Annotated in this window: 26 protein-coding genes and 1 tRNA gene; 4 read left to right on the top strand and 23 right to left on the bottom strand. The window is 70.7% G+C overall.

The features are described 5' to 3' along the window. The 8 genes from GCG21_RS09860 to GCG21_RS09815 form a co-directional block, all read right to left on the bottom strand. A partial coding sequence (locus tag GCG21_RS09860; RefSeq protein WP_194165038.1) for a MucBP domain-containing protein occupies nucleotides 1–1,629 on the bottom strand: 1,629 nt, incomplete at its 3' end. A 497-nt stretch (nucleotides 1,630–2,126) separates the two neighbouring features. Further along, nucleotides 2,127–2,729, bottom strand: a complete 603-nt coding sequence (locus GCG21_RS09855; protein WP_152909504.1) for a disulfide bond formation protein DsbA — start codon at nucleotides 2,727–2,729, stop codon at nucleotides 2,127–2,129. 103 nt (nucleotides 2,730–2,832) lie between these two features. Then, nucleotides 2,833–3,291, bottom strand: coding sequence for a PTS glucose transporter subunit IIA (locus GCG21_RS09850; protein WP_152909503.1), 459 nt, complete (start codon nucleotides 3,289–3,291; stop codon nucleotides 2,833–2,835). Further along, nucleotides 3,288–5,402 (bottom strand): hypothetical protein, encoded by a 2,115-nt coding sequence (locus tag GCG21_RS16265; protein WP_194165037.1) that lies wholly within the window; start codon nucleotides 5,400–5,402, stop codon nucleotides 3,288–3,290. Before GCG21_RS16265 ends, GCG21_RS09850 begins: the two co-directional genes overlap by 4 nt. A 109-nt stretch (nucleotides 5,403–5,511) precedes the next feature. Continuing rightward, a complete protein-coding gene (locus GCG21_RS09830) occupies nucleotides 5,512–5,745 on the bottom strand; it encodes a glucose PTS transporter subunit EIIB (RefSeq protein WP_153878540.1) in 234 nt (77 codons plus the stop codon). A 154-nt stretch (nucleotides 5,746–5,899) separates the two neighbouring features. Then, nucleotides 5,900–6,685, bottom strand: coding sequence for an ATP-binding cassette domain-containing protein (locus GCG21_RS09825; protein ID WP_152909499.1), 786 nt, complete (start codon nucleotides 6,683–6,685; stop codon nucleotides 5,900–5,902). Next, entirely contained in the window at nucleotides 6,675–7,706 is a 1,032-nt protein-coding gene (locus GCG21_RS09820; protein ID WP_194165036.1) for an ABC transporter substrate-binding protein, read from the bottom strand. The genes GCG21_RS09825 and GCG21_RS09820 overlap by 11 nt, the downstream gene beginning before the upstream one ends. Before the next feature lie 80 nt (nucleotides 7,707–7,786). Then, the gene (locus GCG21_RS09815) at nucleotides 7,787–8,770 is read right to left on the bottom strand and encodes an ABC transporter permease (RefSeq protein WP_152909497.1); all 984 of its coding nucleotides are present in this window, start codon (nucleotides 8,768–8,770) and stop codon (nucleotides 7,787–7,789) included. A gap of 452 nt (nucleotides 8,771–9,222) precedes the next feature. On the opposite strand from GCG21_RS09815, the gene GCG21_RS16260 reads away from it, so the two are divergent. The 3 genes from GCG21_RS16260 to GCG21_RS09800 all read left to right on the top strand — a co-directional run bounded on the left by GCG21_RS16260 (nucleotide 9,223) and on the right by GCG21_RS09800 (nucleotide 11,329). Further along, nucleotides 9,223–9,423 (top strand): LPXTG cell wall anchor domain-containing protein, encoded by a 201-nt coding sequence (locus GCG21_RS16260; RefSeq protein ID WP_194165035.1) that lies wholly within the window; start codon nucleotides 9,223–9,225, stop codon nucleotides 9,421–9,423. 599 nt (nucleotides 9,424–10,022) lie between these two features. Further along, nucleotides 10,023–10,451, top strand: coding sequence for a globin (locus GCG21_RS09805; RefSeq protein WP_227993610.1), 429 nt, complete (start codon nucleotides 10,023–10,025; stop codon nucleotides 10,449–10,451). Continuing rightward, on the top strand, nucleotides 10,448–11,329 hold the full coding sequence (locus tag GCG21_RS09800) for an acyl-CoA thioesterase II (RefSeq protein ID WP_152909494.1): 882 nt from the start codon (nucleotides 10,448–10,450) through the stop codon (nucleotides 11,327–11,329). The genes GCG21_RS09805 and GCG21_RS09800 overlap by 4 nt, the downstream gene beginning before the upstream one ends. Nucleotides 11,330–11,433: 104 nt before the next feature. Here GCG21_RS09800 and GCG21_RS09795 read toward each other — a convergent pair whose 3' ends face one another. From GCG21_RS09795 to GCG21_RS09760, 8 genes are all read right to left on the bottom strand, one after another. Next, complete coding sequence (locus GCG21_RS09795) at nucleotides 11,434–12,864, bottom strand: glycoside hydrolase family 3 protein (protein WP_152909493.1); 1,431 nt, start codon at nucleotides 12,862–12,864, stop codon at nucleotides 11,434–11,436. A 130-nt stretch (nucleotides 12,865–12,994) separates the two neighbouring features. Beyond that, nucleotides 12,995–13,534 carry a thioesterase family protein gene (locus GCG21_RS09790; protein ID WP_152909492.1) on the bottom strand — a complete coding sequence of 180 codons (540 nt, stop codon included), beginning with the start codon at nucleotides 13,532–13,534 and terminating at the stop codon, nucleotides 12,995–12,997. Nucleotides 13,535–13,672: 138 nt separating this feature from the next. Beyond that, the gene (gene ettA, locus GCG21_RS09785) at nucleotides 13,673–15,355 is read right to left on the bottom strand and encodes an energy-dependent translational throttle protein EttA (RefSeq protein ID WP_370517429.1); all 1,683 of its coding nucleotides are present in this window, start codon (nucleotides 15,353–15,355) and stop codon (nucleotides 13,673–13,675) included. A gap of 90 nt (nucleotides 15,356–15,445) precedes the next feature. After that, nucleotides 15,446–15,982 carry a single-stranded DNA-binding protein gene (locus tag GCG21_RS09780; RefSeq protein WP_194165034.1) on the bottom strand — a complete coding sequence of 179 codons (537 nt, stop codon included), beginning with the start codon at nucleotides 15,980–15,982 and terminating at the stop codon, nucleotides 15,446–15,448. 334 nt (nucleotides 15,983–16,316) lie between these two features. After that, nucleotides 16,317–17,003 carry a hypothetical protein gene (locus tag GCG21_RS09775; RefSeq protein WP_152909490.1) on the bottom strand — a complete coding sequence of 229 codons (687 nt, stop codon included), beginning with the start codon at nucleotides 17,001–17,003 and terminating at the stop codon, nucleotides 16,317–16,319. A gap of 121 nt (nucleotides 17,004–17,124) precedes the next feature. Continuing rightward, nucleotides 17,125–18,336: a hypothetical protein gene (locus GCG21_RS09770; protein ID WP_152909489.1), complete on the bottom strand. Its 1,212-nt coding sequence runs from the start codon at nucleotides 18,334–18,336 to the stop codon at nucleotides 17,125–17,127. 225 nt (nucleotides 18,337–18,561) lie between these two features. Beyond that, the gene (locus tag GCG21_RS09765) at nucleotides 18,562–20,010 is read right to left on the bottom strand and encodes a GTP-binding protein (RefSeq protein ID WP_152909488.1); all 1,449 of its coding nucleotides are present in this window, start codon (nucleotides 20,008–20,010) and stop codon (nucleotides 18,562–18,564) included. Then, nucleotides 20,007–21,620: a hypothetical protein gene (locus GCG21_RS09760; protein ID WP_152909487.1), complete on the bottom strand. Its 1,614-nt coding sequence runs from the start codon at nucleotides 21,618–21,620 to the stop codon at nucleotides 20,007–20,009. Before GCG21_RS09760 ends, GCG21_RS09765 begins: the two co-directional genes overlap by 4 nt. A gap of 130 nt (nucleotides 21,621–21,750) precedes the next feature. Between GCG21_RS09760 and GCG21_RS09755 the strand changes: the two genes are divergently transcribed. Then, nucleotides 21,751–21,823: transfer RNA gene (locus tag GCG21_RS09755), tRNA-Arg, on the top strand. A 90-nt stretch (nucleotides 21,824–21,913) separates the two neighbouring features. Here GCG21_RS09755 and GCG21_RS09750 read toward each other — a convergent pair. From GCG21_RS09750 to GCG21_RS09720, 7 genes are all read right to left on the bottom strand, one after another. Further along, nucleotides 21,914–23,158, bottom strand: a complete 1,245-nt coding sequence (locus GCG21_RS09750; protein WP_152909486.1) for a site-specific integrase — start codon at nucleotides 23,156–23,158, stop codon at nucleotides 21,914–21,916. 799 nt (nucleotides 23,159–23,957) lie between these two features. After that, entirely contained in the window at nucleotides 23,958–24,209 is a 252-nt protein-coding gene (locus GCG21_RS09745; protein ID WP_152909485.1) for a hypothetical protein, read from the bottom strand. Further along, complete coding sequence (locus GCG21_RS09740; RefSeq protein ID WP_152909484.1) at nucleotides 24,206–24,841, bottom strand: hypothetical protein; 636 nt, start codon at nucleotides 24,839–24,841, stop codon at nucleotides 24,206–24,208. Before GCG21_RS09740 ends, GCG21_RS09745 begins: the two co-directional genes overlap by 4 nt. A gap of 470 nt (nucleotides 24,842–25,311) precedes the next feature. Further along, nucleotides 25,312–25,668 (bottom strand): hypothetical protein, encoded by a 357-nt coding sequence (locus GCG21_RS09735; protein WP_152909483.1) that lies wholly within the window; start codon nucleotides 25,666–25,668, stop codon nucleotides 25,312–25,314. A gap of 228 nt (nucleotides 25,669–25,896) precedes the next feature. Next, entirely contained in the window at nucleotides 25,897–26,151 is a 255-nt protein-coding gene (locus GCG21_RS09730) for a hypothetical protein (protein WP_152909482.1), read from the bottom strand. Then, nucleotides 26,148–26,516, bottom strand: a complete 369-nt coding sequence (locus GCG21_RS09725) for a hypothetical protein (RefSeq protein ID WP_152909481.1) — start codon at nucleotides 26,514–26,516, stop codon at nucleotides 26,148–26,150. Before GCG21_RS09725 ends, GCG21_RS09730 begins: the two co-directional genes overlap by 4 nt. Next, nucleotides 26,513–26,716: a helix-turn-helix domain-containing protein gene (locus GCG21_RS09720; protein WP_152909480.1), complete on the bottom strand. Its 204-nt coding sequence runs from the start codon at nucleotides 26,714–26,716 to the stop codon at nucleotides 26,513–26,515. Before GCG21_RS09720 ends, GCG21_RS09725 begins: the two co-directional genes overlap by 4 nt. Between the last annotated feature and the right edge of the window lie 111 nt (nucleotides 26,717–26,827).

The raw sequence follows: 26,827 nt of genomic DNA, 5'->3' as shown, positions 1-26,827 counted from the left end.
ATCCTCAGAAGTCGAGGGGAACACCTCGTTACCATCCTCGTCCACATGCTCGACAACAACCGTCGACGACGGCGGAACCGGCTTGTACACGTACGTCACCACAGTGGTGCCCTCGGTGTACCGACCCCCCGCGTTACCCGGGACCTCGATCAACTCGTAACCAGGAATCTCCACCTGCGACGTGTCGTAGTCCGCACCGACCTTGTCCTTGTCAGTGACCTGCGGAGCAAGAACGTTACCGTCCTCATCCACATGGTTCACCTCGAGGTGCCCAGCCTTGGCGTACACGTAAGTGACCGTCGTGGTCTGCCCGTCCTCGGGGAAGGAACCCTCCGAATTCTCCGGCGTCTCAACAAGGATCCAATCCTCGTCCTCGACCGGGACCGTGGAGTAGTCACCCTCAGGCGCCCCATCCTCAGAAGTCGAGGGGAACACCTCGTTACCATCCTCGTCCACATGCTCGACAACAACCGTCGACGACGGCGGAGCGTCCCAAAGCCCGGCATCCACGTTAGTCCGCTCCGGGTTGGCCGCATTGATGGTAATGGTTCCAGTCTTACCGTCCGCGCCGGCGTCCGAGTCGATGCTCGTATCGCTGGTCGCGTACTGGACCGTCGGGACGAGGCCGTCGGGGTAGTCAGCGAACTGTACCGAATAGTCACCGAAGGGGAGTCCGTCGAAACGATACGCGCCATCACTACCCGAGGTCGTTTGAGCGACCACGGCGCCATCGGTGTCGAGAAGCTGAACAGTGACTCCCGAAACCGAGGACTCGACGTTCGAGCGGATGCCGTCGCCGTCATCGAGCCACACTTGGCCATCGATGGAGCCCAGCGGCAGTCGCAGCGAGATGCGCTGCTTGTCGTAGTTGGCCCCGCTTCGGTCGCCCGTCCCTACAATCGTCTCGCCATTCTCGACATTGGCACCATTGATGCCGTCGAAGAGACCACTGGTCGAGAAGAAACTTGAGTCCGTGGCATACGTCGTACGATTGAAAGCCGTGTAGGGAGTTGCTCGGCTCGCGAGTTCGAACGTCAACGTTTGGAAGGTTCCCTCGAGGACAACAGAGCCACAGCCGGCGGTGACGGGGCTGGGCCCATTACCAAGCGTGCTCTTAGCATTGCGGCTGACAGTGCACTGAGTCCAGGTGTTTAGGTCCTCAACCTGGAGGACATTGCCTTCCACCTTAAGATTCGTGGCGCCCGTGGACAGTTGTCCGAAGCCGACACCGGTGGTGGTCAGAGTCCACTCGGTTGCGTTGAACGAACCTCGGGCGGCGTACCCTGCGGACGAGTAACGGTATCCGCCCAGTCCACTGATGTCCATGACCGGGTCCGTCACCGGCTGATCGAAGGTCAGGGTCAGGGTTCCGACGTCGCAGGATCCGTTGAAGTTCTGATGCGCGGACGTGCCGACCGCACCGCCACACCCTCCCGCCGCATTGGTGATAACGCCGAGTGCAGGCAGGCCACCAGGATCGGGTGAACCGGCGAACATATTGCTCTGGCCGCCATAGCTGCTCTGGTACTGACCATTGGTGAGGAAGCTTGTTGCGTCGGTCAGGTCGCTATCTTGCACGAACGTTGCGGTGACGCCGATGGAGCCTAGACCGGTCTCGATCGTCGTCATACCTCCGAGGTGACCACCTCGTTCCGCGCTCTGACTCTCGGAGATGTCCGGGCCGGTCAGGGTCCACGTGTCGTTGAAACCGTAACCGTTCTGCGTGGCTGCGAGCGCCGATGTAGCGAACCCTCCGCCTCCAAGGACAGTGGTCGCGAGGATGCCTGTAGTGGCGATCGCCAGGCTACGCCTCCACCATCCTCCTCCGCGAGGTGTGAGTCTCAAGGAATTTCCTTTCATAGGTTGTCCGTCGGAGTAGCGAAGTCGCCCGACCGAACGTTATGGGGTCTGGCTGATGCTATCGATCAACGCAAGACTAGACAACCGTCTCGAGATATCGGTCACACCGCGGACGCCTCCCGACCAGCCACGATCCGAAGATCCTTGATTTACCCAACACGGAGGGATGAGAAGCATCACAGTGACGTCATAAATAGGGCGCCTACGAATTCGTGGGCGTCCTCACGTGCCTATGCGGAGGGTTCGGCCTCCGCCGATCGAGTGGGTCAGTCGAAGATCGGTCCCTTGGTCCGGGTCCGCTTGAGCTCGTAGAAGCCCGGGTAGGAGGCGACGGCGACGACGCCGTCGAACACCCGTCCGGCCTCCTCCCCGCGGGGGGCGGGGGTCATGACCGGGCCGAAGAAGGCGGTGCCGTCGACGGCCACGATCGGGGTGCCGACGTCCTCCCCGACGAGGTCGAGTCCGCGCTGGTGCGAGGCCCGCAGCGATTCGTCGAGTTCCTCCGAGCCGGCATAGTCGATCAGCTCCGACGGCAGGCCGACCTCGGCGAGCGCCTCGACGATGATCTGCTCGTAGTCACGGCGCCCGCCGGGGTGGATCCGGATGCCGATCTCGTCGTACAGCGGCTTGACGTGCTCCTGCCCGTGCAACTCCCGGGCGGCGTTGACCACCCGCGCCGGGCCCCACGCGCGGTCCATGAGCTTGCGGTACTCGGGGTCGACGTCCTGACCCTCGTTGAGCACCGAGAGGCTCATGATGTGCCAGGTGACGTCGACGTCGCGGACCTGTTCCACCTCCCCCATCCACCGCGAGGTCATCCACGCCCACGGGCAGGTCGGGTCGAACCAGAAGTCGACAGCCGCACTCATATTGCTCCTTCTCTCTCCATTGTCGGCCGGCCCATGCCGGCACCACACATCCGGGTGAACCCACCCGGATCGGTCGTTGTTCCGCCTCCGCGCGGCGATCTCGTCACGCGAGCGTGAAGAGCCGCTCCCCCGGGCCCACCGCGGTCCCGGGTGCGGCGGGCTGCTCGACCCGGGCGGCGCCGAGCGCGATCACGGGCACGAGCGGGCTGAGCGCTCCCAGGGCGGACAGGTCCCACGTGATGAGCGGGTCGCCGGCGCGCACGTCGGCCCCGACGGCGGTGTGCGCCCGGAACGGGGCGCCGCCCAGGGTCACCGTGTCGATGCCCAGGTGCACGAGGATGCCCGCGTCGCCGCTCTCGATCACGAACGCGTGCGGGTGGAGCACGGCGACCCGCCCGTCGAGGGGGGCGAGCACCGAGATCGCGCCCTCGCCCGCCGCGCCGGTGGCCCGGGCCGGATCGATCGCGAGGCCCGGGCCGACCAGTTCCTCGGCGAAGACCGTGTCGGGCACCGACGCGAGCGCCACGATCTCGCCGGCGAGCGGGGCGAGTACAGCGATCATCGCCCGGCCCCGCCCGCAGGCTCCCCCGCGAGTTCACGCAGGTCGGCCGCGATCGCACCGACGAGGGAGGTGAAGCGCACGGATCCGGGCACGTCGTCCACGAGCACGGCCCGCCCGGAACCGTCGGCCAGCGGCAGCCGCCCGCTGGGATAGCCGCCGGCGGGATCGGGCATCGACTGCGGGCGCCGCTCGCCCACCGCGTCGGCGAGCGCCACCGAGACGAGCCGGGCCGGGGTGCGCACGAGCGCCCGATAGAGCGCCTCGATCACCTCCCGCTCCGTGGCCTCGAGCGGGAGGAGGTACTGCTCTCGCAGCGCGGTGAGGGTGCGCTCGCGCCGGCTCTGGACCGCGAGCCGCGCGCCCGGCAGATCCTCGAGGAGGCCGAGTCGATCGGCCAGGTCGAGGTGCTCCCCGGCGAGGAATCCGGCGCTCGGAATCGTATCGACGACGACGCTCGCCAGCGTGGTCGTCGGCAGCTGGGCGGGGCCCAGGTCCCAGACGCGCGCGGTCCGCCAGAACTCGCCCGCGAGCTCGCGCGCGGCATCGGCCTCCGAACCGGCCGCCGAGCCGTCGGCCGGTCCGCCAGCCGGGCCGGGCGCCGGACCGTCGGTCTGATCGTCCCGGGCCTCGCGGGCGTCAGCGCGGCCGGTCGCGGGCTCGTCGAGCACGAGGAGCCGGTTCCCGGCGGCGGCGGCGGCGATGAGGCTGCCCACGTCGGTCAGTTCGGATTCGGCGAGCGCGGGGTGGAGGGGGCGGTCGATGCCGGTGTCCGCAGGCAGGTGCACGAACAGCCCCCCGCAGGTGCGACCGGCTGTGCGGATCCAGTGCGCCCAGCGCAGCGACGGGTCAAGGGTGCACCAGGTGGCCGCGCGGGCCGCCTCCAGGTCGACCGGGGCGAGGATCCCGATCGTCATTCCCGCGATCCGCGCGGCCCGCTGCGCCCGCGCGGCCTGCTCGGTGCCGATCCACGCCAGCCACGTGTAGAAGCGTTCGGGCGAGTCCGTACCGGCCTCCGGGGTGCCCGCGGCCTCGACGCAGGCGCGCGCGTGCTCGGCCAGCAGCTGCCCGCCGCGTTCCCGGAACACGGCGAAGGCCTCCTCGCGGGCCGCGGAGCGTCCGGCCGCGTAGATGGTCTCGAGTGCGGACCGCTTCGCCTCCCAGGCGGCCGCCGGGTCGATCGCGGCGGCGTCGGTGTTCCACGGGCGCACCGCCTCGGTTCCCCACTCCACGAGGGTGCGCTGGGCCCCGGGCAGGTAGGCCACCTCGCGGATGTCCTCGGGGCGGATGTGGATCGGGTCCGGGAAGGGCCCGCGCGGCAGCCCGGATCCGCCCATCCGGGCTGACTCGGCTGAATCTGACGCACCTCCTGCAGCGACTCGATCGGCTGGATCGGCTGGATCGGCTGGATCGGCTGAATCGGCTGGGCTGCCTGCAGCGACTCGAGCGGCTGGATCAGCTGGATCAGCTGAAGCGGCTGGATCGGTGTGACCGGCCGGCGCGAGTCGCGCGACCGGAGGATTGAGCTGGAGGAAGTCGGCCCCGGCGCGGGCCGCGACGACGGCGAGGTCGGCCAGGTCGGCCCAGTCCCCGATCCCCCACGAGCGCGCGCTCCGCACGGCGTGCAGGTCGAGGCTCAGCCCCCAGCCTCGGCCGCCGTACTCCTGCCGGCCGAACCGGGGCGGGCGGTGGATCGCGGCCTGCTCGCCGCGGCCCGGTGGGGCCTCGGGGCCCTCGCCGCCCGCTCGCACGACGGCGGCCTCGAGGCCGTCGGGCTCGGGCGCCACGATGACGGGGGCGCGCGCCGTGCTCAGCTCGCCGGCATGGTCGATCGTGGCCACGAGTTCGTGCCAACCCGCGGGAACGCCCACGAGCGAGAAGCGTGCGCGACCCAGCCGGGCGCCGTCCACAAGCTCGGCGGGAGTCCAGTCCTCGACCTGGGCGAGCAGCGCCTGCCCGCCCTGCTCGAGCTCCGCCCGCAGCAGCACGTGGGCACCGTCGGGAACGTGCACGGGAACGGTCGCGCCGGCGCCCACGCGGCCCAGCACGAGCGGCGGCAGCACCTCGCGCCAGCGATCGTCGACGGTGACGGCTCCCTTGAGCACGTTTTCCACATCTCTCCCCTGGTGTCGGGACGGGTGTTCCATGATTTTGCCAGACGCCGGGCGGGAGCGGACACGACGACGCCCCCGAACGCGCGTCCGGGGGCGTGAAGGTCTCGGTTCAGCTCCGCAGCGCCCGCACGTTCTCGGCGAGCACGTCGGCCTCGGGGCCGACGACGACCTGCACCACCCGCCCGGAACGGACCACGCCGAAGGCGCCGCTCGCGCGCAGGGCGTCCTCGTTCACGAGGCCCGGGTCCGTCACCTCCACGCGCAGCCGTGTGATGCACGGTTCGAGCTCCACCACGTTGGTGCTTCCGCCAAGAGCCGCGAGGATCTCTTCCGCCTTACTCACTGTGTCTCCTGCTCCCGCTTTTAGTGTGACTCAGGCCATTGTAGGCCGACGGACCCGCCGATGCGCCAGGAAGCGGATGATCGGGTTCGAGACCGACGGTCGGCGTCGCCTCCGACGCGATGAAGCGGGTCCGGGTCGCCTCGGGTCGTCGCCGTCAGGCGAAGTCGGTCCCGGTGGCCTCGTGCACGCCGGTGATCATCGCAACGACCTCCTCGGGTTTCGTGTCCCGGGTCTCGAGGTGCCCGACCATGCGGCCGTGCCGCAGCACCCACACCGTGTCCACCAGGTCGAATACCTGGCGCAGGTTGTGGCTGATCATCAGCATGGCGATCCCCTGACGCTTGAGGCCGCGGATGATCTCCTCGACCTTCGCGGTCTCCTGCACGCCCAGGGCCGCGGTCGGCTCGTCGAGCACGATGATGCGCGATCCCCACCCCGCCGCGCGCGCGATGGCCACGCCCTGCCGCTGCCCGCCCGACATGCCGAGCACCGGCGCGTGGAGATCGGGGATCTGCACGCCGGTCGTGGCCAGGATGTCGCGGGCCTTGGAGCGCATCGACTTGACGTTGAGGACGCTGAACGGGCCCAGCCGCAGCCGGTACTCCTCGCGACCGAGGAAGAGGTTGGCCGCCACGTCGAGGTGCTCCGCCAGGGCAAGCGTCTGATACACGGTCTCGATGCCGGCCCTGCGGGCGTCGAGGGGCGAGTGGAAGTGCACGATGCTGCCGCCGAACCACACCTGCCCACGGTCGGGGGTGTCGGCGCCGGTCAGGATCTTGACCAGCGTCGACTTCCCGGCCCCGTTGTCGCCCACCAGCGCGACGTGCTCGCCCTGACGGACCTCGAGGTCGACCTCGGCCAGCGCCTGCAGGCCGCCGAAGCGCTTGCTCACCTTGCGCGCCTGCAGGAGGGGTCCGAGCACCGTGGTGCTATTGGACATACTGCAACCAGGGGTCGTCGTCGGGCAACGGCGGGTTCGAACAACTCGGATCGAGGATGGCCTGATACTTCTCCTCGTTCATGTTGTCGGTCGTGACGGCGTAGATTCCGGTGTCCTCGCTCTTGACCTCGACGCCGTTGCGGATGTGCTGCACCATGGCCACGACCGAGTCGAAGCCCATGCGGAACGGGTTCTGAACGATGAGGGCGCTGATCTCGCCGGTGCCGAGCGACTTGACCTCGTCCGGCGCGGCGTCCCAGCCGACGAGCGTGATCTTGCCGCTGAGCCCGCGCTGCTTCACGGCCTGCGAGGCTCCGATCACGGACGGCTCATTCGATCCGAAGATGCCGTCGAGGTCGGGATGGGCGGTGAGGATGTTGTTCGCGACCGTCAGGGCCTTGTTGGCGTCACTCCCGTCGGCCTGGTCGGCCACGAGTTCGAGACCCGGGTAGTCCTTCAGGCCGGTGGTGAAGCCCTTCTTGCGCTGGTCGTTGGTCATCGACCCGGGCTGGAACTCGATGAGGGCGACCGTTCCCTTGCCATCCAGGTACTGATTCATCAGCTTGGCCACGTGCTTGGCGCCGGCGATGTTGTCGGTCGCGAAGATCGGCACGTTCTGCGGGTCGGTACCGGAGTCGATGTTGAACACCGGAATCTTGGCATCCTGCGCGTTCTTGGTGACCGACACGAGCGCCTTCGAGTCCGTCGCCGCGTAGATGAGACCGTCGACGTGCTGATTGATATAGCCGTTGAGCATGTCGACCTGTTGGGTGATGTCGGTCTCGGCCGAGACGCCGTTCCACTCGACGTTCACCCCGTCGAGCTTCGAGGCGGCGCATTCGGCCCCCGCCTTGACGTGCGTCCAATAATCGAAGCCGACGGCCTTCGGAACGACGGCGATCTGCAAGGTGCCCGAGCTCTCCTCGGCCGAGGGCGACTCGCCGGCGGAGGCCCCGGGCGACGGGCTCTCCGTGTTCGAGCCACTCCCGCACGCGGCGAGGACGAGCAGCGACAATGACATCAGAGACGTGGTGACTGCAGCTTTGACTTTGGTTGACATGATTATTCCGATCCTGAGACGCGTGAGCGAATCACTCCTGACTATGCGGGCTCCTCGACGGATTGAATATGGCTACGGTTGGTGATCTGCTTGCGCCGGAATTGATCCCAGGCAACCGCGAGCCAGATGACGACGCCGATGATGACGTCCTGGACGTAGATGTTGATGTCGAGCAGGACGGACCCGTTGCGGATCAGCTGGATGAGGAACGCGCCGATGATGGCGCCCGACACCCGCCCCTGACCGCCGAAGAGGCTCGCCCCGCCGATGACGGCCGCGGCAATGGCGTCGAGCTCGAGACCGATCCCGAAGTTCGGTTGGCCGGAGGCCACCCGGGACGTGGCGATCATCCCGCCGAACCCGGCGAGTACTCCCTGGGCGATGTAGACCATCACCAGGTAGCGCCGCACCGGGATGCCGACCAGCCGGGAGGCCTCCTCGTTCGACCCGACCGCGTAGGCGTAGCGGCCGAGCTTGGTCCGGTTGAAGATGAAGGAGAAGACGATGATCACGACGATGAGGCATACGGCCGGAACGGGGATCGAGACGAGTTCCCCCTGCCCCAGTACGGAGAAGCCTGCGGGCAGCCCATAGACCGCGACCGAGCCGGTCGCGATGAAGGTCAGCCCCCGTGCCACACCCATCATGCCGAGGGTGGCGATGAACGGCGCGAGCCGGGCCCATCCGACGAGGGCGCCGTTGACGAAGCCGATCAGGCCGCCGATGAGGAGCGCGATGACCGTGGCCACCGGCCAGGACAGGTGCGCATCGACCATGAGCAACGCACCCAACACCCCCGTGAGTGCGGCGACGGAGCCGACCGACAGGTCGATCCCCGCGGTGACGATCACCAGCGTCATGCCGACGGCGATGATCGCCGTGACCGACCCTTGCACGGCGACCGCGCTCAGGTTGGTGAAGGTGAAGAAGTACGGGGACAGGATCGTCATGACGATCCCGACGACGATCACGGCAGCGAGCGCGGCGAGTTGGGAGATCCAATCGCTGACCCGTTGTCGTAGCATGTCGACCCCTTTGGGATGTCCACTTTCGATGCTAAGGAGCACGGAACCGGAGCGTCAACGGGAACGCGACCATCGCGTTTCGGCGATCCGGGCGGCGGGGCGCGCACCGCGCGGGCGCCCCGTTTGCGGCGGTGACGCGATGACTCGATGACGCGGCCGAACGCGGGATGGCACCCGGTCCACGCGAGGTGGCGCCCGGCCCACGCGGGTGGCACCCGGTCCACGCGGGGTGGCACCCGGTCCATGCGGGGTGGCACCCGGTCCAGTCGAGTCGGCCTTCGCGACACCCCGCGTTCGTGGACCGGGCACGGCTGATACCGTCGGCCGCAACGCATGCGTCCCACCCCGTCGACACGGGGCCCGGTCAACACGGGGCGCCGTCAAGACGGGTTCTGGTCCATATGGGGTCCGGTCACCACGGGGCGCTGCCGGCCGAACCGAATGGAGCACCGATGAACCGCACCACCCGCCTGTCCTCGTTCGCCACGGTCGTCCTCCTGCTCTTTGCCCCGAGCGCCGCGGTGGCGGCCGACGGCCGTCTCGCCGACACCGGTTCCACCTTCCCGATCGGGCTCGGCATCGCCGGCGCCATCGTGCTCCTCGGCGGGATCGCCGCGTTCGTGATCTCGAAGGTCCGCAAGCGCAGCGAGTAGCCCGGCGCCCGACCGACCAGGGCCAAACCGCCATTTCGCACGCCCACCAGGGCCAAACCCGTGCTCCACGCACCGATTTCAACGATTCCACCCTGCTCGCCACGCCAGACCCCGAGGCCCGCATTGCTCAGCACTGTGGCCCGACCGATCCCCGAGAGGGATCGGCGACTCGCCAGGTCGACCAGGGCCGATCCCTCGCTTCGCCGGCCGACCAGGGCCGATCCCTCGCTTCGCCCGCCCACCAGGGCCAAACCGCCATTTCGCCCGCCCACCAGGGCCAAACCCGTGCTCCACGCACCGATTTCAACGATTCCACCCTGCTCGCCACGGCAGACCCCGAGGCCCACGCTGCTCGCCACAGCAGACCCCGAGGCCCGCGCTGCTCGCCACGGCAGACCCCGAGGCCCGCGCTGCTCGGCACGGCAGGCCCAATGGCCGACCTGCTCGCCACGGCAGACCCCGGATTCCGCCCTGCTCGGGGCGCTGGGCCCGGCGGCTACCCTGGGGGCGTGAGCGATCCTGCGATTCCAGCCCCCGGTCCCGAGCCCCGCGCGAGCGAGCCGGGCGCGCCCGGGCGACTGGGCGTCGTCCCCACGCAGTTGCGACAGGCGGCCCCGCGGCCGGCGCGGCGACCCGCCCGCGAGGACAGCTTCTGGGCGCAGGTGGGCGGCACGGCCACGTTCACGAAGATCACCAAGCGCTTCTACGAGCAGGTGGCCGACGACCCGGTCATGCGGGAGATGTACCCGGAGGAGGACCTCGGGCCGGCCGAGGAGCGGCTGCGACTGTTCCTCGAGCAGTACTGGGGCGGACCCACGACCTACTCCGACACGCGCGGCCACCCGCGGCTGCGGATGCGGCACGTGCCCTACGCCGTCACGCCCGCGGCCCGGGACCGGTGGCTCGCGTGCATGCGGGTCGCCGTCCGCGACGCCGGGCTCGCGCCCCTGCACGAGGCCACCCTCTGGGACTACCTCGAGCGGGCCGCGCACTCGCTCGTGAACACGTTCGAGGAGGGCGATCGATGAGCTCGACGGACCCGGCACCCGGCCCGCTCGAGGCGGTGCTCGCGGCCCTCGACCTCGAACGGGTCGGCGCCGACGAGTTCCGCGGCGCCACCCTGCCGCAGCTCAACGGGCGGGTCTACGGCGGGCAGGTGCTCGCGCAGTCGCTCATCGCCGCCGAGCAGACCGTGCCCGCGGGCCGGCTGGCCCATTCGCTGCACGGCTACTTCCTGCGCCCCGGGGACCTCGACGAGCCCGTCACGTTCACCGTCGAGCGGATGCGCGACGGCCGCTCCTTCAGCGCCCGGCGCACCCACGCGGTGCAGTTCGGCAAGCCGATCCTGTCGATGATCGCCTCGTTCCAGGAGGATCAGCCCGGGCTGGTCCACGCCGAGCCGATGCCGGTCGTGCCGGGCCCCGACGAGCTGCCCAGCTCCGTCGACCTGTTCAGTGCCATCGACCATCCCGCTGCGCGGTTCTTCTACCGCAACGGTGCCTTCGACATGCGCCATGTGCAGCCCCAGCTGTTCACGGGCCCCGATCCCGAGCGGTCGACCACCCAGCAGCTGTGGCTGCGGGCGCGCTCGCCGGTGCGCGCCGACCAGGGGCGCCAGCGGGCGCTGCTCGCCTACGCGTGCGATCAGGTGATGCTCGAGCCGATCATGCGCGCCCACGGCCTGAGCTGGCTCACGCGCGGGGCGTCGGTGGCCTCGCTCGATCACGCGATGTGGTGGCACCGCGACGTGGACCTGTCCGAGTGGCTGCTGTTCAGCCAGTCGACCCCCTCGGCCCAGGGCGGCCGCGGGCTCGGGGCCGCCACGGTGTACAGCCGCGACGGCCGGCTCGTGGCCACGATGGCCCAGGAGGGCATGATCCGGGTGCCGGAGGGCTCCGGCGACTGAACCGGCGGCAGCCCACCGGGCACCGGCAAGCACCGAACGGTGGATTCGGCCCCTCAAATGGCCTGATCGGGGGCTGGATCCACCGTTCGGCGGCGCCCCGGGACTCAGGGCTTACAGACGGCGGCCGCTGCTTCGGCGTTGGCCACTCCCCCGCCGTAGGCCTGCACGAGGTTGCGCGCCTCGCGCGGCGCGCTGCCCGGGACCCCGGTGTGCACGACGACGATCTCCGGGTGCGCGGTGAGCAGCTCGGCCACGGCCGGGTTCGGGGCGCGGGTCACGACGAGTGCGGGCACGGCCTCCGGATCCCGGGTGAGGGTGAGGCCGAGGCGATCGGCGAGGATCCCGGGCAGCCGGGCGGCGGAGTTGCCGGCTGCAAAATCGACCGTGTGGCGCAGGTCCGCCAGCAGCCCCCCGGGCTGCACGGCCACCCGGCCGCGCACGGACTGCGGCAGGGCGAGGGCGCGGGTGGCCACGTCCCGGCCGACCTGCGCCATAGCCGCGTTGGCCCGCTCGATCGTGGGCACGGCGGCCCGGGTGCGGCGGAGTCCGAGGATCCGGTCGCGCAGTGCGGTGACGCGGGCGGCGGATTCGGCCAGGCGATCGAGGGTGAGGCGCCCGTCCTGGACGGCGCCGATGAGGGCGCCGGCGGCGAGGTGGTACATCTCCTCGTCGTCGCGCTTGGCGGTGTTGCCCAGGCACAGCAGATCCGAACCGGCGAGGATCGCCTGCACGCACGCCTCCTCGAAGCCGGGGTCGACCGCGAGGGCGCCCATGTCGAGGGCGTCGGAGATGACGACCCCGGTGAATCCCATCGCCCGGGCGAGGCCGATGAGCTCGCCGTTGAGCGAGGCGGGCGTGTCGCCGTAGCCGGCCACGCGCAGGTGCCCGACCATGATGGTCTCGACCCCGGCGTCGAAGGCCTGCTGGAACGGGGCGAGGTCGCGCTCACGCAGCAGGTCGGGGGTGACCTCGAGGATCGGCAGGTCCACGTGGGAGTCCGTGCCGGTGTCCCCGTGGCCGGGGAAGTGCTTGGCGCAGGCGGCCACCCCGGCGGCCTGGATGCCCTGGGCGAACGCCACGCCGTGCGCGCCGACCGCCGCCGGGTCGGCGCCGAAGGAACGCACCCCGATGACGGGGTTGTCGTCGCGGGAGGCCACGTCGATCACGGGTGAGATCGCCAGGTCCACTCCGACGGCGCGCAGCAGGTCGCCGAGGCTGCGGCCGGCGGCGCCGGTCAGCTCGGTCTCGCCCACGGCGCCGAGCGCGCATGCGCCCGGCAGCAGCGATCCGGTCGCGGCCTGGATCCGGGTGACGTCGCCGCCCTCCTCGTCCGCGGCGATGATGACCCCGGGGATGATCGCGTTGAGCTCGGCCGTGACCGCCGCGGTCACGGCCGCGTCCGGGGTGTTGTGGCCGAACAGGAGGACACTGGCCAGCCCCTCGGTGTTCGCGAGCCAGTCGGGAACGGTCGTGCCGTTGAATCCCGGCATGAGCACGCCGTTCACGGCGCGGCGGATGGTGTCCAGGTCTGTCATTGCTGCTCCTCGTCGAACGGTGCGATGCGGGTGGGTGCTGCGAATCGGGCCGGATGGGCGGTGGGCGGCGACGTGGTCGAAGACGGCGGACCCGGGTGGCCGGACCGGGGCCGGCGATCGTGCCGGAGGATCAGGTGCGGCGTCGGAACGTCACCGGCTCGTCGAGCAAGGCGGTCAGGGCGGCGCGCTCGTCGGCGCTGAGCCGCCGGGGCCGGCCGGTGCCCGCGTCGACCATGACGATCGACGTGACGGCCCGCGCGCACGAGGCGCCGTCGGGTGAGAACACCTCGTAGCAGACCTCGAGGGAGGCCCCGCCGATCCGGCCGATCCACAGGTCGACCGGGACGGGCCGCTGGGTGTACGCCAGCGGCGCCGAGTACTCGATCTCCTGCCGGGCCACGAGCGTGCGGCTCGTCGATCCGGTGCCGCCGGCGAGCACCTTGGCCACCCGCCGGGCCGCCTTGGACCCGGAGTCGTCCGGGCCGGGCCCCTCTGCCACATCGGCTCCGGCCGCAGCGCCGTCCACGCCGGCCGCGCCGGCAGTATCCACGGTCCAGAACGTCTCGATCCGGGCCTCCTCGAGGAGGGTGAGCATGGCCGCGTTGTTCACGTGCCCGTAGGCGTCCAGATCGGACCAGCGCATCCGGATCGGTACGGTGATCTTTGCCATGGACCGTCTCTCGAGGTGGTGCGGGTGGGGAGGTGCCGGCGCACATCGACACCAGTCTAGGGCCGGATCCACCCGCGGTCGCGTGGTCGGCGGGCTGCGCCGACCGGGAGCACCTGGCTACCGGCCGGCGCCATCCGATCAGTCGCGGGTGAGCTTGCGGTAGGTCACCCGGTGGGGGCGGGCGGCGTCCGGTCCGAGCCGCTCGACCTTATTCGCCTCGTAGCCGGCGAAGTTGCCCTCGAACCAGTGCCAGCGGGCCGAGTTCTCCTCGGTGCCCTCGTAGGCGAGGATGTGGGTGGCCACGCGGTCGAGGAACCACCGGTCGTGGGAGACCACCACGGCGCAGCCGGGGAAGTCGAGCAGCGCGTTCTCGAGCGACCCGAGGGTCTCGACGTCCAGGTCGTTCGTGGGCTCGTCGAGCAGGAGCAGGTTGCCGCCCTGCTTGAGGGTGAGCGCGAGGTTGAGGCGGTTGCGCTCCCCGCCGGAGAGCACGCCCGCCGGCTTCTGCTGGTCGGCGCCCTTGAACCCGAACTGGGACACGTAGGCGCGCGACGGGATCTCGACCTGGCCGACCTGGATGAAGTCGTGCCCGTCGGAGACGACCTCCCACAGGGTCTTGGTCGGGTCGATGTTCTCCCGCGCCTGGTCCACGTAGGAGATCTGGACCGAGTCGCCGATCTTCAGGTCACCGGCATCGAGCGGCTCGAGACCGACGATGGTCTTGAACAGCGTCGTCTTACCCACGCCGTTCGGGCCGATGACCCCGACGATGCCGTTGCGCGGCAGCGTGAAGTCCAGGCCGTCGATGAGCGTGCGCCCGTCGAAGCCCTTCTCCAGGTCCGTGGCCTCGAGCACGAGCGATCCCAGGCGGGGGCCCGGCGGGATCTGGATCTCCTCGAAGTCGAGCTTGCGGGTGCGGTCGGCCTCGGCGGCCATCTCCTCGTAGCGGGCCAGGCGCGCCTTGGACTTGGTCTGGCGCCCCTTGGCACTCGAGCGCACCCACTCGAGCTCGTCCTTGAGGCGCTTGGCGAGCTTCGCGTCCTTCTTGCCCTGGATGTCCAGCCGGGCGGCCTTCTTCTCCAGGTAGGTCGAGTAGTTGCCCTCGTAGGGGTAGAGGCGCCCGCGGTCGACCTCGGCGATCCACCCGGCCACGTGGTCGAGGAAGTACCGGTCGTGGGTGACGGCGATGACGGCACCCGGGTACTTGGCCAGGTGCTGCTCGAGCCACAGCACGCTCTCGGCGTCGAGGTGGTTCGTGGGCTCGTCGAGGAGCAGGAGGTCGGGCTGCTCGAGGAGCAGCTTGCACAGGGCGACCCGGCGTCGTTCACCACCGGAGAGGTGCGTGACCTCGGCGTCGCCCGGGGGGCACCGCAGCGCGTCCATGGCCTGCTCGAGCTGGGCGTCGAGATCCCACGCGTCGGCCGCGTCGATCTCGCCCTGGAGCGTGCCCATCTCGGCCATGAGCGCGTCGAAGTCGGCGTCGGGGTCGGCCATGAGCTCACCGATCTCGTTGAACCGGTCGACCTTGCCCTTGATGTCGCCCACGCCCTCCTGGACGTTCTCGAGCACGGTCTTGGACTCGTTCAGCGGCGGCTCCTGGAGCAGGATGCCGACCGTGTACCCGGGGGCGAGGCGGGCCTCACCGTTCGAGGCCTGTTCGAGGCCGGCCATGATCTTGAGGATCGTGGATTTACCGGCCCCGTTCGGGCCGACCATCCCGATCTTCGCCCCGGGCAGGAACGACATCGAGACGTCGTCGAGGATGACCTTGTCACCATGCGCCTTGCGCGCCTTGACCATCGAGTAGATGTACTCGGCCACAACTCTCCTCAGAGCTAGACAAAAGGGGGATCCAGCCCCCTAGCCTACGGCCGGCGTCAACCGGCGCGGCGCACCGCTCGCCCGCCCGGCTCAGGCCGGCACGTGATCCTCCTCCCTCGTCTCGTCGGCGAGCCCGGCGGCCACGGTCGCCCACTTCCCGGAGACGTCGTGCGCCTCGGCGCCGGCCGGATCGTCGGCGGCCGCATCGCCGGCATTTGCGGACTCGCCGCCGGCGGGGCTCCCCTGCGCGTCGGGGTCGCCGGGCCGCACGGGCCGGACCTTCGTCGCCCGGGCCCGGGCCCGGCGCAGGTCCATCCCGAAGGCGTTCGCGAGGATCACGGCGCTCTTGTGCGTGACGCCCTCGTCGGTCGTGTACTCCTCGATCCGCAGCGGCCCGGTCACGACCACGGCGTCGCCGCGTTCGACGCTCGCCGCGATGTTCTCGGCGAAGTCGCCCCAGGCCTTGACCTGGTACCACTGCGTGGGCCCGTCCACCCACTCCTCACCGCTGCGTCGGCGCGGGGTCGTGGCCACGCTCAGGCGCACGAACGGCTTCTGCCCGCCCGTGCGCAGCTCCGCGCGTTCGCCCGCGTGCCCTCGAATCGTCACGGTCACTTCGTTCGACATGATCTGTTCTCCCATCAGGTTCGGTGAATCCGATGGGGCCATCGTCGACCGGGGCGCCGGGGTCGCGCCCGGCGCCACCGCCCGCCTGTGGACGACGCAGCATCAGCCGCGCGGTTGTGGATCGTTCCGCATCGCGCACCTCGCGCGGGTACGCCGGACAGGCCGCGTGAGCCGGGCGCAGGCCGCGTGAGCCGTGCAGGCCGCGCTCGCCGGGCCGGGCCGGGCCGGGCCGAGCCGAGCGGGGCCGAGCCGGGCCAGCCAGGTGCGCCGAGCCGGCCGGGCCGGGCCGGGCCGGGCCCTCGAGCGTGGCCGGCGCAACCGGGGCGGGCGCGGATCAGGCGGCGGCGACCACGTCCTGCCACTGATCCGGGCGGAGCGCGGCGATCGTGGCCGGATCCGTGCCCGAGCGCTCGTGCGCCCAGGCGATGGCGCTGCGCAGGAGCTCGCGGAGCCGGTCCTGGGCGTCGGGCGCGCTCGATTCCGCGATGGCCCGGGCGGAGACGAGCGTGAGGGACGTCGCGGCCGAGGCGCCGGTCTCGATCCTGCCCATGCGCGCGGCGGAGCGGTGCGCCCAGGCCAGCGCCTCGGCGTCCGCCTCGTGGGTGAGGGCATCCTGGGCGCGCTGCGGCCAGGGAGCGCTCGCCGAATGGGCGTAGTCGCCCGCGCCGGCACCGATCCGGAGCATGCCCAGGGCGATGCTGCGCTCGAGATCCGGCGCGGCCACCGGCAGCGCCGCCGTGGCCGCGATGAGCGCGAGGTCCTCGGCGAAACCGTCGTCGAAGTCCGTCTGGCCGATGACGAGCGGGACGAGCGGCGCGAGCAGCGGCCGCTTCTCGTCCGTGGTCAGGTCGTTCACGATCCGGGCGAGTTGGGCGAGGGCCCAGTGGGTGCAGTTCGGGGCGTCGCTCCACGGCTCGCCCGCAAGGTAGGAGGCGAGCTCCATGAAGCAGGCGCCGTGGCGCGGGCTCTGGTGCTGCCCGCGCGCCAGCATCGGCATGGGGAGGGGTTCCGGGGTCGTCATCTCGGCCACCTTCGTCGGAGGGGAACTGTTCCCTCATTCTCCGCCTTCCACAGCCGAAAGGCCAGAGTTTTATGACATATTCCACTCAAGCGTCATGACGACGCGGTGTCAGCTCCCGCGTCTACCCCCGCTGGAGGTCGGCGACGGCCTTCCATTCGAAGAACAGGATCGCCTTGACGTGGCTGATGTCGAAGTTGAAACGGTCGTCGGCCTGGGCCTGGCAGACGTCGACCCCGCGCACGACCCTCCTGTTGTTGAGCGCGAACTCCCCCGTGGCGGCGTCGGCCTTGACCACGCCGAGGTTCACGAGCGGACTCACGGTGTCGTGGCCCATGATCGCCTCCACGGCGAGCGAGCGGGCACGATCCTCGGCCGCGGGGGTCCGGGCGAGCATCTCGGTGCGGATCCGCGCCCGCGCCACGGGCAGCAGCCGCGGCCAATCGACCGTGTACGCCGCACGCTTCCTCTCCGCGGGGGTCGGCTTCCTCCAGCTGTCGACGTTGACGCCGCGCGGGGTGAGGTCCTTCGTGCGCACGCGCAGGATGTGGTCCGCGGCGAGCAGGATCCTCACGTAGTCGCGACCGAGCGGGGAGTTCATGAACAGGGCGGATACGTCCTGGGTGACCGCGCTCCCGCTCACCGGCTCGTGCGTGCGTCCGACGAGGCGCGCGAGGAGGAGTGGGACGATTCCCTCGCCGGCGGGGTCCCAATCGTTCACCGCCTCGTCGACGATTCCCGTGATCGTCGGGCCCGCCACGTTCCCCTTGTGAAAGTCCTCGTTCTTTCGACTCCACCGGTCGAGATCGAAGATCTTCTCCGCATCGTCGTTCGGGAGCTTGAAGAAGTAGTTCATGTGGTGCGAGTCGTCCTCCTCGACGCGAGCGGTCACGCTCGGAGCGGCATCGTCGAGGCGATAGGTGACGATCGCCTGGTTGACCGCGGCGACGAGGACCGTCAGGAGCTGCACGGCTTCGGCGGCGTCCTCGGCCGTCGGGGCCTTGGGCAGCCCGGTCAGTGCCGTCACGAACGCGTTGGCCTGGTCCTTCAATGCGCCGCCGGCCGAGGGCTGGATCCCGGCGAGGGCCTTGAGCACCCGGGCGATCTCGCCTCGGAGGGGCCGGCCGTCACCGGTGACGGGCACCTTGGTGTAGGCGAGCAATGCGGCTCGCGTGGCGGCGGGGCTGCCGGCGACCGCCGGCGCCCCGGCGATGATCTGCCGGTGCACCACGGCGGTGCCGCCCGCGAGCGCACGGGCGGTGACCCCGTTGCCGACCGCCGTCTGCAACAGTCGGACCCCGTCGAGCGGCGGCGCCACTGCCCTGATCGGTGCCACCGGCAGCGCTCCCACCGGCACCGGCCGCCGCGGCGCCGACGGTGGCCGCACGCCGGTGGGAGTGGCCGTCTCGCTCGATCGCGCTGCCGTTGGCACTGTTCCACTCCCGCCGCCGCGGAACCCCGGTCCCGTGACGCGACCCTAGGCCGCCTCGCAATCCTCCCGGCAGCGAGCCCGGACCACCCTTCGGGCACCCGGAGATGCCCGATCGGGCAGGGGCCGGGGCTATCGCATCGTCGCGTCGAGCACGCTCTCGTGATCGGCGAGGATCCCCCGGGCGGGCTCGTCGAGCTCCTCGGCCACGACACGCGCGAGCTCGCCGTGGACCCGGGCGAGGTATGCGCCCGAGCGGGCCTTCGCCGTCCGTGATCGCATGCCCCGGGCGACGAGCACGCACACGAGACCGGCCACGACCGCGGCTCCGCCGCCGATGCCGGCCCACGCCCAGGCGCCCGTGGCGAAGCCGGCGACCAGGCCCGCGAGGACGCCGAGGGCGACGAGCACGAGGCCGCCGATCCGCACGCGCCGGGCGCGCACGTCGTTCACCGGCGGCAGCGGGACCGCGGTGACGGTCTCGCTCACCCGCGAATAGAACCCGTCGGGACCGGCGACCGCCGCCACGAGCGCGTCCCGCCACCGGGCCGGCAGGGCGCCGCCGACGCGGTCGAGCCAGCCCTCCCGCACGGCCTCGATCCGGGAGGAGGCGGGCGGCTGCACCCGGCTCGAGGCGGAGGGGCCCACCCCCGCGACGGCCAGGCGCACGGAGTCGGCCACGGCGGGGATGCCGCTCGCGCCGGCGAGCTGAGCGGCGGTGTCGTCGGCGGCGGGGAGGGCGGGGGTCGCGGGCGCGAGTTCGCCGCCCACGCGCTCACAGATCGCGTCGAGCTCGGCGCGCATCGTGCGGGCGGCGATCGATTCGGCGGCGATGACCCGGGCGAGCTCGGCCCGCACCATCCCCACGCCGTGCCCGGTCTTGGCCGAGGCGAGGATGATCGCCACGTCGCTCAGGCGGTCGGCCTCGAGGAGGCGGCGCACGTCGGCGCGGATGTGGTCGAGGCCCGACTCGGGCACCGTGTCGACCTGATTGACCACGACGACCATCGCCTCGTGCCGGTGCGTCAGCTCCCGCAGGTACTTCTCGTGCAGCACGTTGTCGGCGTACTTCTGCGGGTCGAGCACCCAGATGAGCAGGTCGATCATCGGCAGCAGCCGGTCCACGAGGCCGGCGTGGCCCTCGGCGATGGAGTCGTGGTCCGGCAGGTCGAGGAGCACGAGGCCGGCGAGCTCCTCCTCGTCGAGGCCGGTGAGCGCCGACTCGCGGCCGATGCGCCGGGCCTCGTCGACGCCGAGGAAGTCGAGCAGGTCCTCGGCCGACCCGCCCCACGTGCACGCGGCGGCCTGCGAGGTCGTGGGCCGGATCACCCCGACGTCGGCGAAGTCGAGCTGGGAGAGGGCGTTGAACATCGACGACTTGCCCGACCCGGTCCCGCCGACGAGCGCGACCACGGTGTGGTGCACGCCGAGGGCGAGGCGGCCCGTGACGCGGTCGAGGTCGGCGCGGGCGCGGGCGCCCACCTCGGGCGGGATGCGGTCCCCGGCGGTCCCGAGCGCGGCCGTGATCGATTCGACCCGGGCGGCGAGTTCGTCGCCCGGCTGCGGACTGGGTGTGTTCACGCGAAGCCTTTCAGCTCACTCGCGCGCAGTCGCAGCGAGGTGGCGGCGGAGGGGTCGTCGACGTCGAGCGAGTCGAGGGCCTCGAGGTAGGCCTCGGCCTCGGCGCGCACGGTCGCCTCGGCCCATTCGGCCAGCTCCCCGCGGAGCTCGTCGACGACGTCGAGGCCGGCGTCGCCGAGGTACCTGCCCACGGCCCGGCGCGGCCCGTCGAGCCCGACGGCGGCCACGGCCACGAGGTCGGCGACGCTCGCGGGCGGCAGGGTCTCCGATCGGCTCACGAGGTCGCGGGCGCGGCCGTCGACCTGGGCGGTCCACTCCGTCAGCAGCGTGCGCATGCGCGCCTCCCGCTCGGTGCCGCCGCGCCGCAGCCGGCCGAGCACCTGCTCGCCGGGCCCCGTGCCCACGAGGGCGTCCCGGATGGCGCGCGCCCCCCGGCCGGCGGCGTCGGTGAGCAGGTCGCGGGCCGCCTGGTCGCAGGTGCGGCGCAGCGCGGCGAGCGCGGCGGCCCGGGCCTGGGCGGAACGGCGGGCGCGCCAGTGCTCGAACGCGCCCCGGGGAGGATTGGCGAGGGCGGCGAGCGGGCCGCCCGAGGTGGCGGCGGCGAGCCACGTGGTCGTGGGGGCGCCGTAGCCGATCGCCCCGGCGCGCACGTCGTCGCGGGCACGACGGCCCACACCCGCCGTGGCGGCGCCGATCTCGTTCGTGAGCGAGAGGTGCGTGCGCCGCTGCACCTCGAGGGCGCCGGCGACCGCGAGCACGTCCTGCCGCAGCGCCGGCCACGCCCCCCGCACCGTGCGGGCGATGATCGAACGCGATTGCGCACCGCGGCCCAGCACCTCGAGCCACCCGGCGAACTCGGCCACGCGGCCGGTGGGCAGGACGCCCTCGTGCGGGCCGACGTCCGCAATCACGAAATACGGAACGTTCCCGAACCCGTGCTCGTTCATGCGGCCGAAGAGGTCGCCGCGCACGGCGACGAGCGCGGCCGGGTCGACGCGATTGAGGACGACGGCCAGGCTCACCCCCCGCTCATCGGCCTCGGTCAGCCGGGTCCAGGGCACGGCGTCGCCATAGCGCGAGCCGGTCGTCACGAACACCCACAGGTCGGCGAGTTCGACCAGTTCGCCGGCGAGCGCCCGGTTGGCGTCGGAGACGGAGTCGAGGTCGGGCGCGTCGAGGATCGCCACCCCGCGGGTGACCCGCTCGTGTTCCACGAGCCGGGCGAGGCCGAGCACCGGATGGTCGGCGAGCAGCTCGGCGTCCTTCGGGTGGGCGACGAGGATCGGCTCCTTCGTCGTGGGGCGCAGGACCCCGGCGGCGCTCACGTCGTCGCCGAGCACCGAGTTCACGAGGGTCGACTTCCCGGCCCCCGTGGGGCCGCCCAGCACGACGATGACCGGGGCCGAGACCTGCCGCAGCCGGGGCAGGAGGTGGTTGCGCACCTGGGAGGCGACGCGCTCGCGCCGCTCGCGGGTCGCGGCGGCATCGGGGGTGTCGAGGACGAGTCGCGCCCCGGACAGCCCGGCGAGCAGGTGTTCGACCATCTCCACCATCGGCAACCTGGGCGACACGCCCCCGGAGCTGGGCTGGGCGGCGGGGCTGACGGTCACCCTCCAACTCTGCCCGGTTTCGGGCCGATCCACCAATGCGCCTCGCCCAGCGGGCACCGATGGTCGCACCGAGCGATTGCCACTACCCTGAGAGCCGTCGATCGCGCGTGGTCCGTGCCGCGTCGATCCGGCCCTCGTAGCTCAATGGATAGAGCAACGGCCTTCTAATCCGTAGGTTGCAGGTTCGAGTCCTGCCGGGGGCACCTATATCGGTGCCATATCAACGATTGTGAGTTGTCGCCCCGTGCCCGCCCCGGCGTCGATTGACAACATATCGCCATCTTTGGCTGTCGTCAGAGCGCGTGCGCCGCGCTGGGAGCGCCTGCGTTACGGCCCAGATACACGCGCATGGTCATGCTCGCGTCAGCGTGCCCCAGCTGGTTGGCGACTTCCACCAAGGGCACGCCTTGCGTGTGCATGATCGTAGCCACGCTACGCCGTAGCGTGTGGACCGTCGCCCAGGACAGCCCGTGGCGGTCAAAGAGAATCCGCATGGCGGCCTGAACGGCGCTCGCGTCGCGTCGAACCTCGCTGCCGTGCTTGGGCGAGGGAAAGATGTACCCGACGCCGGACTTGGCGCGGCGAGCTGAGAGCACTTCGAGCAGCCAGGCGGGCAGATGCAGCACGCGGTCACTCCCGTCAGTCTTCGTGCCCTTGACGTGCAGCGTGCCCGCCGTCACGTCCAAGTGCTCCCAGCGCAGCGCCAGCGCCTCCCCGATGCGCGCCCCGGTGCCCGCGAGCAGTTGCACTAGGTCGGCTACGTCACGCTTAATCGCCAGCTCGTCGGTGGCGACGGCGAGGCGGAATGCGTCTCGCTCATCCTTCGTCAGCGCCCGCGTCGTGTCCCTAGCCCACGCCTTCGCGGGCACTTCGAGCCCTTCGAGGCGCTCACGCCGCTTCGTCGAGCGCACCGCCACGGCGGCGCCCTTCGTCCTGGGGATCTCGACGCCGCGAGCCGCGTTGTTCGGCAGCACGTCGGCCTCGGCCGCGAGTTGTAGGACGCCGCTCAGGACGTTTCGCGCCTGCCGAGCTGCCCCGTACCCGTGAGCGCCAGCCACGGCCTGTAGGTAGTCCCGCACGGCGGCGACGCGGTTCACCTCCTCAAGCGGGCGCGAGGCGAGGGCGTTGGGCAGCAGGTAGCTGCGCAGCGCGTCGCGGTAGACGCGCTTCGTCGTCTCGCTCAGGTCCGTACGTGCCTCTGTACGCCTTCCCCACTCGGTCGCGATCTCTGAGAGCGCGTGACGCCGCGTCAGACCTGCGAGGTTTGAGCGCGAGGGTTCGCGCAGCTCGGCCACTGCGTCGAGCAGCGCCTGCCGCGCCGTTGCCTGCGTCGGTCCGTACCTGCGCAGGCGCCGCGTTGCCGACGCGCTCTCACGGTAAGTGCAGGACGCGACCCAGCGCACGTCAGCGGACTTCGGGGCGCGCGCGCCCCTGGGTAGCGCCTTCCATCCCGTCGAGCCGGTCGACCCCTTCGCCCGATGCTCGCGCGTCACGCTGACGCCCCCGGTCTCGCCTACTGCGAGCTTCGCCCGTGCCATATCCCAACCTCCCGAACCTCTCTATTCGTTGACACACTAGCGTCACTTCGAGCAGCTGGCAAACCTTCGCGCGGCGCGCCAGCTCGCGCAGCTACCCGCGCCGCAGCGCCGTAGACCCCTGGGGGTAGACCTCTGCCGCAGCGCCTGGGGACCGCCATGTCTTAGCCGCAAGCACTTTGTACGGGTTCCAGATGTTTCGAGAGCGGCCCTCGACGACGAAAACGCCCCCACGCAGGCGCAGCGGCCTACGTGGGGGCGTTCGTTCTAGGTGGGATCGATCCAGCGCACGACGGGCGGACCTCCGTCATACTCGCGCGGGATCGCGGCGAGAGCCTGCGAGAGTCGCAGGATCGCTCTCATCTCCGGCCACAGCGTTTCCCCTACTCCCGGGTAGGGGTCGAGCTGAGACCGTCGCTGTCGAGCGTTCTGTGCGCGCCTGACGCGGCGGCAGCTCTCGCATGGGCAGCCATGCTCAGGCTTGATCGGCAGGTAGAACCCTGCGCAGCTCGGGCAGGCTCTCCACAGCTCGGTCTCTCCGGCGTGACGACGCCGGTAGGCGGCTTGCCTGGCGAGACGACGGACCTTCGCCGGGTCTCGCTGGCGCTGCCCCAGATTCCTACAGCTGACGCCGCAGTAGCTCGGCAGCGGGCCTCGCTTCGGCACACGGTCGAGCACTGTGCCACAGGCAAGGCATCGGCGTTCATCGGTCACGATCTCGGCTCCCTTCGCTGTGACGCAGCGACAACGGCGCTCCCTCGGGCTTATACCCGGCCCCGTCGCCGTCGCCGCTGCGAGCCTGCTAGACCTGCGTCCGGCCCCTGTGGCGGGCACGAGCGGCGCTCGCGATGGCCTCGGGAGACTGTCGCTCGCGCGCTCGTTCGGCATGATCGGCACGCAGACGGGCGTAAGCCTCGGTCTCGGTCAAGTGCAGGTCAGCCACGTCCCGCTCCACCTGCTCGGCAATGTACGGCGGGGCGTCGACGAGTCGCTCGGGCAAGTCCACGTCCGCGATGACCTCGCGGATGATCTCGTCAATCGTCGTCCGGCTCACTTGTCGCCCTCCTCGTCCTGCGTCTCGCCGTTCGCGACGGCCTGCGCGGCGTCGAGGTCAAGCGCTGTGTTCACGAACGTCGTCAGCATCGAGAGTGCACTGGTCCAATGCCCGACATCCGTGCCGGTGCGCTGCGCGTACTGGTGCTCGCCGGGGCGTCCGGCGTATTCGAACGCCACGTTCCGCTCCTCCAGGGCCTCGCGCAGGTCGGCGTACGCCTGCTTGGCGCGGGCGTCCTGCTCAAGCAGGCGCTTAGCGGCGGCACGGCGCACCTTGCCCGCGTCCGTACCCCCCAGGGTCTCCTGATAGGCGCGCGCGAGGCGCATACCCTCGGCCGCGTGCTGACGTTCGGCAGCGCTAGCAGAGCGCTGCAAACGGGCGATGTCGTCACGCTCGGCCTGTGTGAGCGCAGGATGCGACATCGTGCGACCGGCGAGGATCTCGTGAATCTCGGCACTATGCTCCTTGCCGACCTCGCGCGCGGCCTCGTTGTGCTCCATGAGCGCATCCAGCGCGTCGCTAGTCCGCTTGCCGGCCAGCTTGAGGCGGAACGCAGGGACTCCGGCGAGGGTCTCGCGTGAGCGGCCTCCGGCGCGCGTGATGTAGGGTCCGGTCGTGTGGTAAGTGACCAATCTGGTTTCTCTCCTTCGGTTGCACCGGCGCAGGTAGCACCGGCGAGTGTGTGATGGTTGCTGGTTTGCGGCTTGCCGTAACGAGTGGCGAGTAGCGACCTGGGGGCCTCCGGCCCCACTGAACGCGGCGACTTGCCGTAACGAGTGGCGAGTAGCGACCTGGGGGCCTCCGGCCCCACTGAACGCGGCGGCTTGCCGTAACGAGTGGCGAGTAGCGACCTGGGGGCCTCCGGCCCCACTGAACGCGGCGGCTTGCCGTAACGAGTGGCGAGTAGCGACCTGGGGGCCTCCTCACGGCTTCCGCCGGTGCCCTAGATAGAGTCATAAGAGGGGCAGCCACCTTTCCGCATACTGGCGCGAGGGGGCGTGCCGCTGAGCAGCATGGGGCGTGCCGCTGAGCGGCACGGGGTGCCGCATGATCTCGCCGGAGGGCGTGCCGCTGAGCGGCACGCCTTGCCGTGTGGCCTCGGTCAGACGTCGTGCACGCAGGCGGGAACGCGGGGGCCTGACCGGAACGCAGACGGCGGGGCGATCAAGCATCGAGCCGTGCTGTCGTGATGCACTGCCCCACGCATTCGGGCACGGGCAATCGCCTTGCGCACGGCCTCGGCTGTGGCGGGCGTGATCTCTCCGGTGTCGGGATCGACCCGATACAGGATCTCTGCCAGTTCGCCAGGGGCGAACGGGGCATGTCCGTGCTCACCGCCGACGCGCGAGCGCATGGCGAACTCGACGCGCAGCCAGTCCGGCAGCTCGGGGTCTCGGGCGCGGGCCTCGTCGGCGTCTGCCCACCAGACGTAGAACGGGCGGACGGGCGCTGCGCTCACAACACCTCCCCGTCGACGCCACGTCGCACCAATTCCGGAGCGGCGGCAGCCAGCGCCACGGCGGGCACGTAGCTCCCTCCCGTGGGAGAGAACCCTTCGCTGATGCGCACGTCCGCCGACCTGAAGCGATCTCCTGAGCACTTGGACCAATACAGTGTGCGGCCCTGTATGCGCACGCGAACGAGGCTGTAATCAGGCAGCGCGCGCAGGTCATCGAGCGAGAGGGGCTCAGGCATCGCCGCCGCCCTCAGGGAAGAGGACCGGCAGACGACGGGCCATCGCGCGGGCACTGAACCGGCGGGCCTCCACAAACTCGCGGTTCGAGACCTTGATGTACCGGTGTTCGCGCCCGTTGTACTGCGTCTCGACGACGCTGCCGATGGGCAGGGCTTGCAGCTGGCGAAGGTCGAGCGTGGCTCGGGCTAGCGCGGGCGGCTTCGTCAGGTTCGGCCCTGGCTTCGGGATGATGAGTGGCTGACTCACGCGCTCACCCCCACCAGATCGTGCACAGCTCGCTCGTGAGTGCCCGTCTCAGGCATCCTAGGTGCCCCAGGTACCTCCTGAGCTGAGACCGGCAGCGAATCGCCTTCTACGGCATTCCAGGCTTCACGACTCGCGGCCTCGCCTGCGACCGTCCGCCAGCCGTTCGACTTCGCGACGGGCAGCGTCGCCACGATCCACAGGCACTCGCCGCACGGCTCGTGCGTCGTGGAGGTGAATCCCAGCTGATGCCCGTAGGCGAGCTGCGCTGCGCAGGCGTGGCACAGTCCGTAGTCGAGCGCGCGATTCTTGACGACCTCCCAGGTCCGGGCCTCGCGCATCGTCTCGGGCCTCGTGTGCGCGCTCATCGAGCGCCCCCGGCCACGTAGGCGTTCAGGTCGCCCACGCGGTAGCGCACGGCCCCGCCGACATAGACGGGAATCGGGCCTCGGCCAAGCCAGCGCCAGTTTCGCAGCGTGCGAGGCGACAGTGACAGATACGCCGCAGCTTCGGCGGTCGTGAGCAGGCGAGCGCCCGCCAGCTCGGCGGGCAGTTGTACGGTGGTCAACGCGGTGATCTCCTGAGATTGTCGAGCACGGCCTCATGCCTTGCTCTCGATCTCGACTGCCACGACGCTGACGACGTTTCCGGGCCTCGTCGTTGAGGTGATCCGGTGCGG

This window comes from Pseudactinotalea sp. HY160, from assembly GCF_009372055.1.
Classification (GTDB): Bacteria; Actinomycetota; Actinomycetes; order Actinomycetales; family Beutenbergiaceae; genus HY158.
Note: the sequence above shows the minus strand (reverse complement) of the source record. Positions and strands in the feature narration are given on the sequence as shown.

Coding starts and splice junctions, on each gene's coding strand:
- GCG21_RS09750 (WP_152909486.1), bottom strand. CDS start 23,158: ATGGCACGGGCGAAGCTCGCAGTAGGCGAGACCGGGGGCGTCAGCGTG.
- GCG21_RS09780 (WP_194165034.1), bottom strand. CDS start 15,982: ATGTCGAACGAAGTGACCGTGACGATTCGAGGGCACGCGGGCGAACGC.
- GCG21_RS09790 (WP_152909492.1), bottom strand. CDS start 13,534: ATGGCAAAGATCACCGTACCGATCCGGATGCGCTGGTCCGATCTGGAC.
- GCG21_RS09855 (WP_152909504.1), bottom strand. CDS start 2,729: ATGAGTGCGGCTGTCGACTTCTGGTTCGACCCGACCTGCCCGTGGGCG.
- GCG21_RS09775 (WP_152909490.1), bottom strand. CDS start 17,003: ATGACGACCCCGGAACCCCTCCCCATGCCGATGCTGGCGCGCGGGCAG.
- GCG21_RS09850 (WP_152909503.1), bottom strand. CDS start 3,291: ATGATCGCTGTACTCGCCCCGCTCGCCGGCGAGATCGTGGCGCTCGCG.
- GCG21_RS09815 (WP_152909497.1), bottom strand. CDS start 8,770: ATGCTACGACAACGGGTCAGCGATTGGATCTCCCAACTCGCCGCGCTC.
- GCG21_RS09820 (WP_194165036.1), bottom strand. CDS start 7,706: ATGTCATTGTCGCTGCTCGTCCTCGCCGCGTGCGGGAGTGGCTCGAAC.
- GCG21_RS09795 (WP_152909493.1), bottom strand. CDS start 12,864: ATGACAGACCTGGACACCATCCGCCGCGCCGTGAACGGCGTGCTCATG.
- GCG21_RS09800 (WP_152909494.1), top strand. CDS start 10,448: ATGAGCTCGACGGACCCGGCACCCGGCCCGCTCGAGGCGGTGCTCGCG.
- GCG21_RS16260 (WP_194165035.1), top strand. CDS start 9,223: ATGAACCGCACCACCCGCCTGTCCTCGTTCGCCACGGTCGTCCTCCTG.
- GCG21_RS09825 (WP_152909499.1), bottom strand. CDS start 6,685: ATGTCCAATAGCACCACGGTGCTCGGACCCCTCCTGCAGGCGCGCAAG.
- GCG21_RS09725 (WP_152909481.1), bottom strand. CDS start 26,516: ATGAGCGCGCACACGAGGCCCGAGACGATGCGCGAGGCCCGGACCTGG.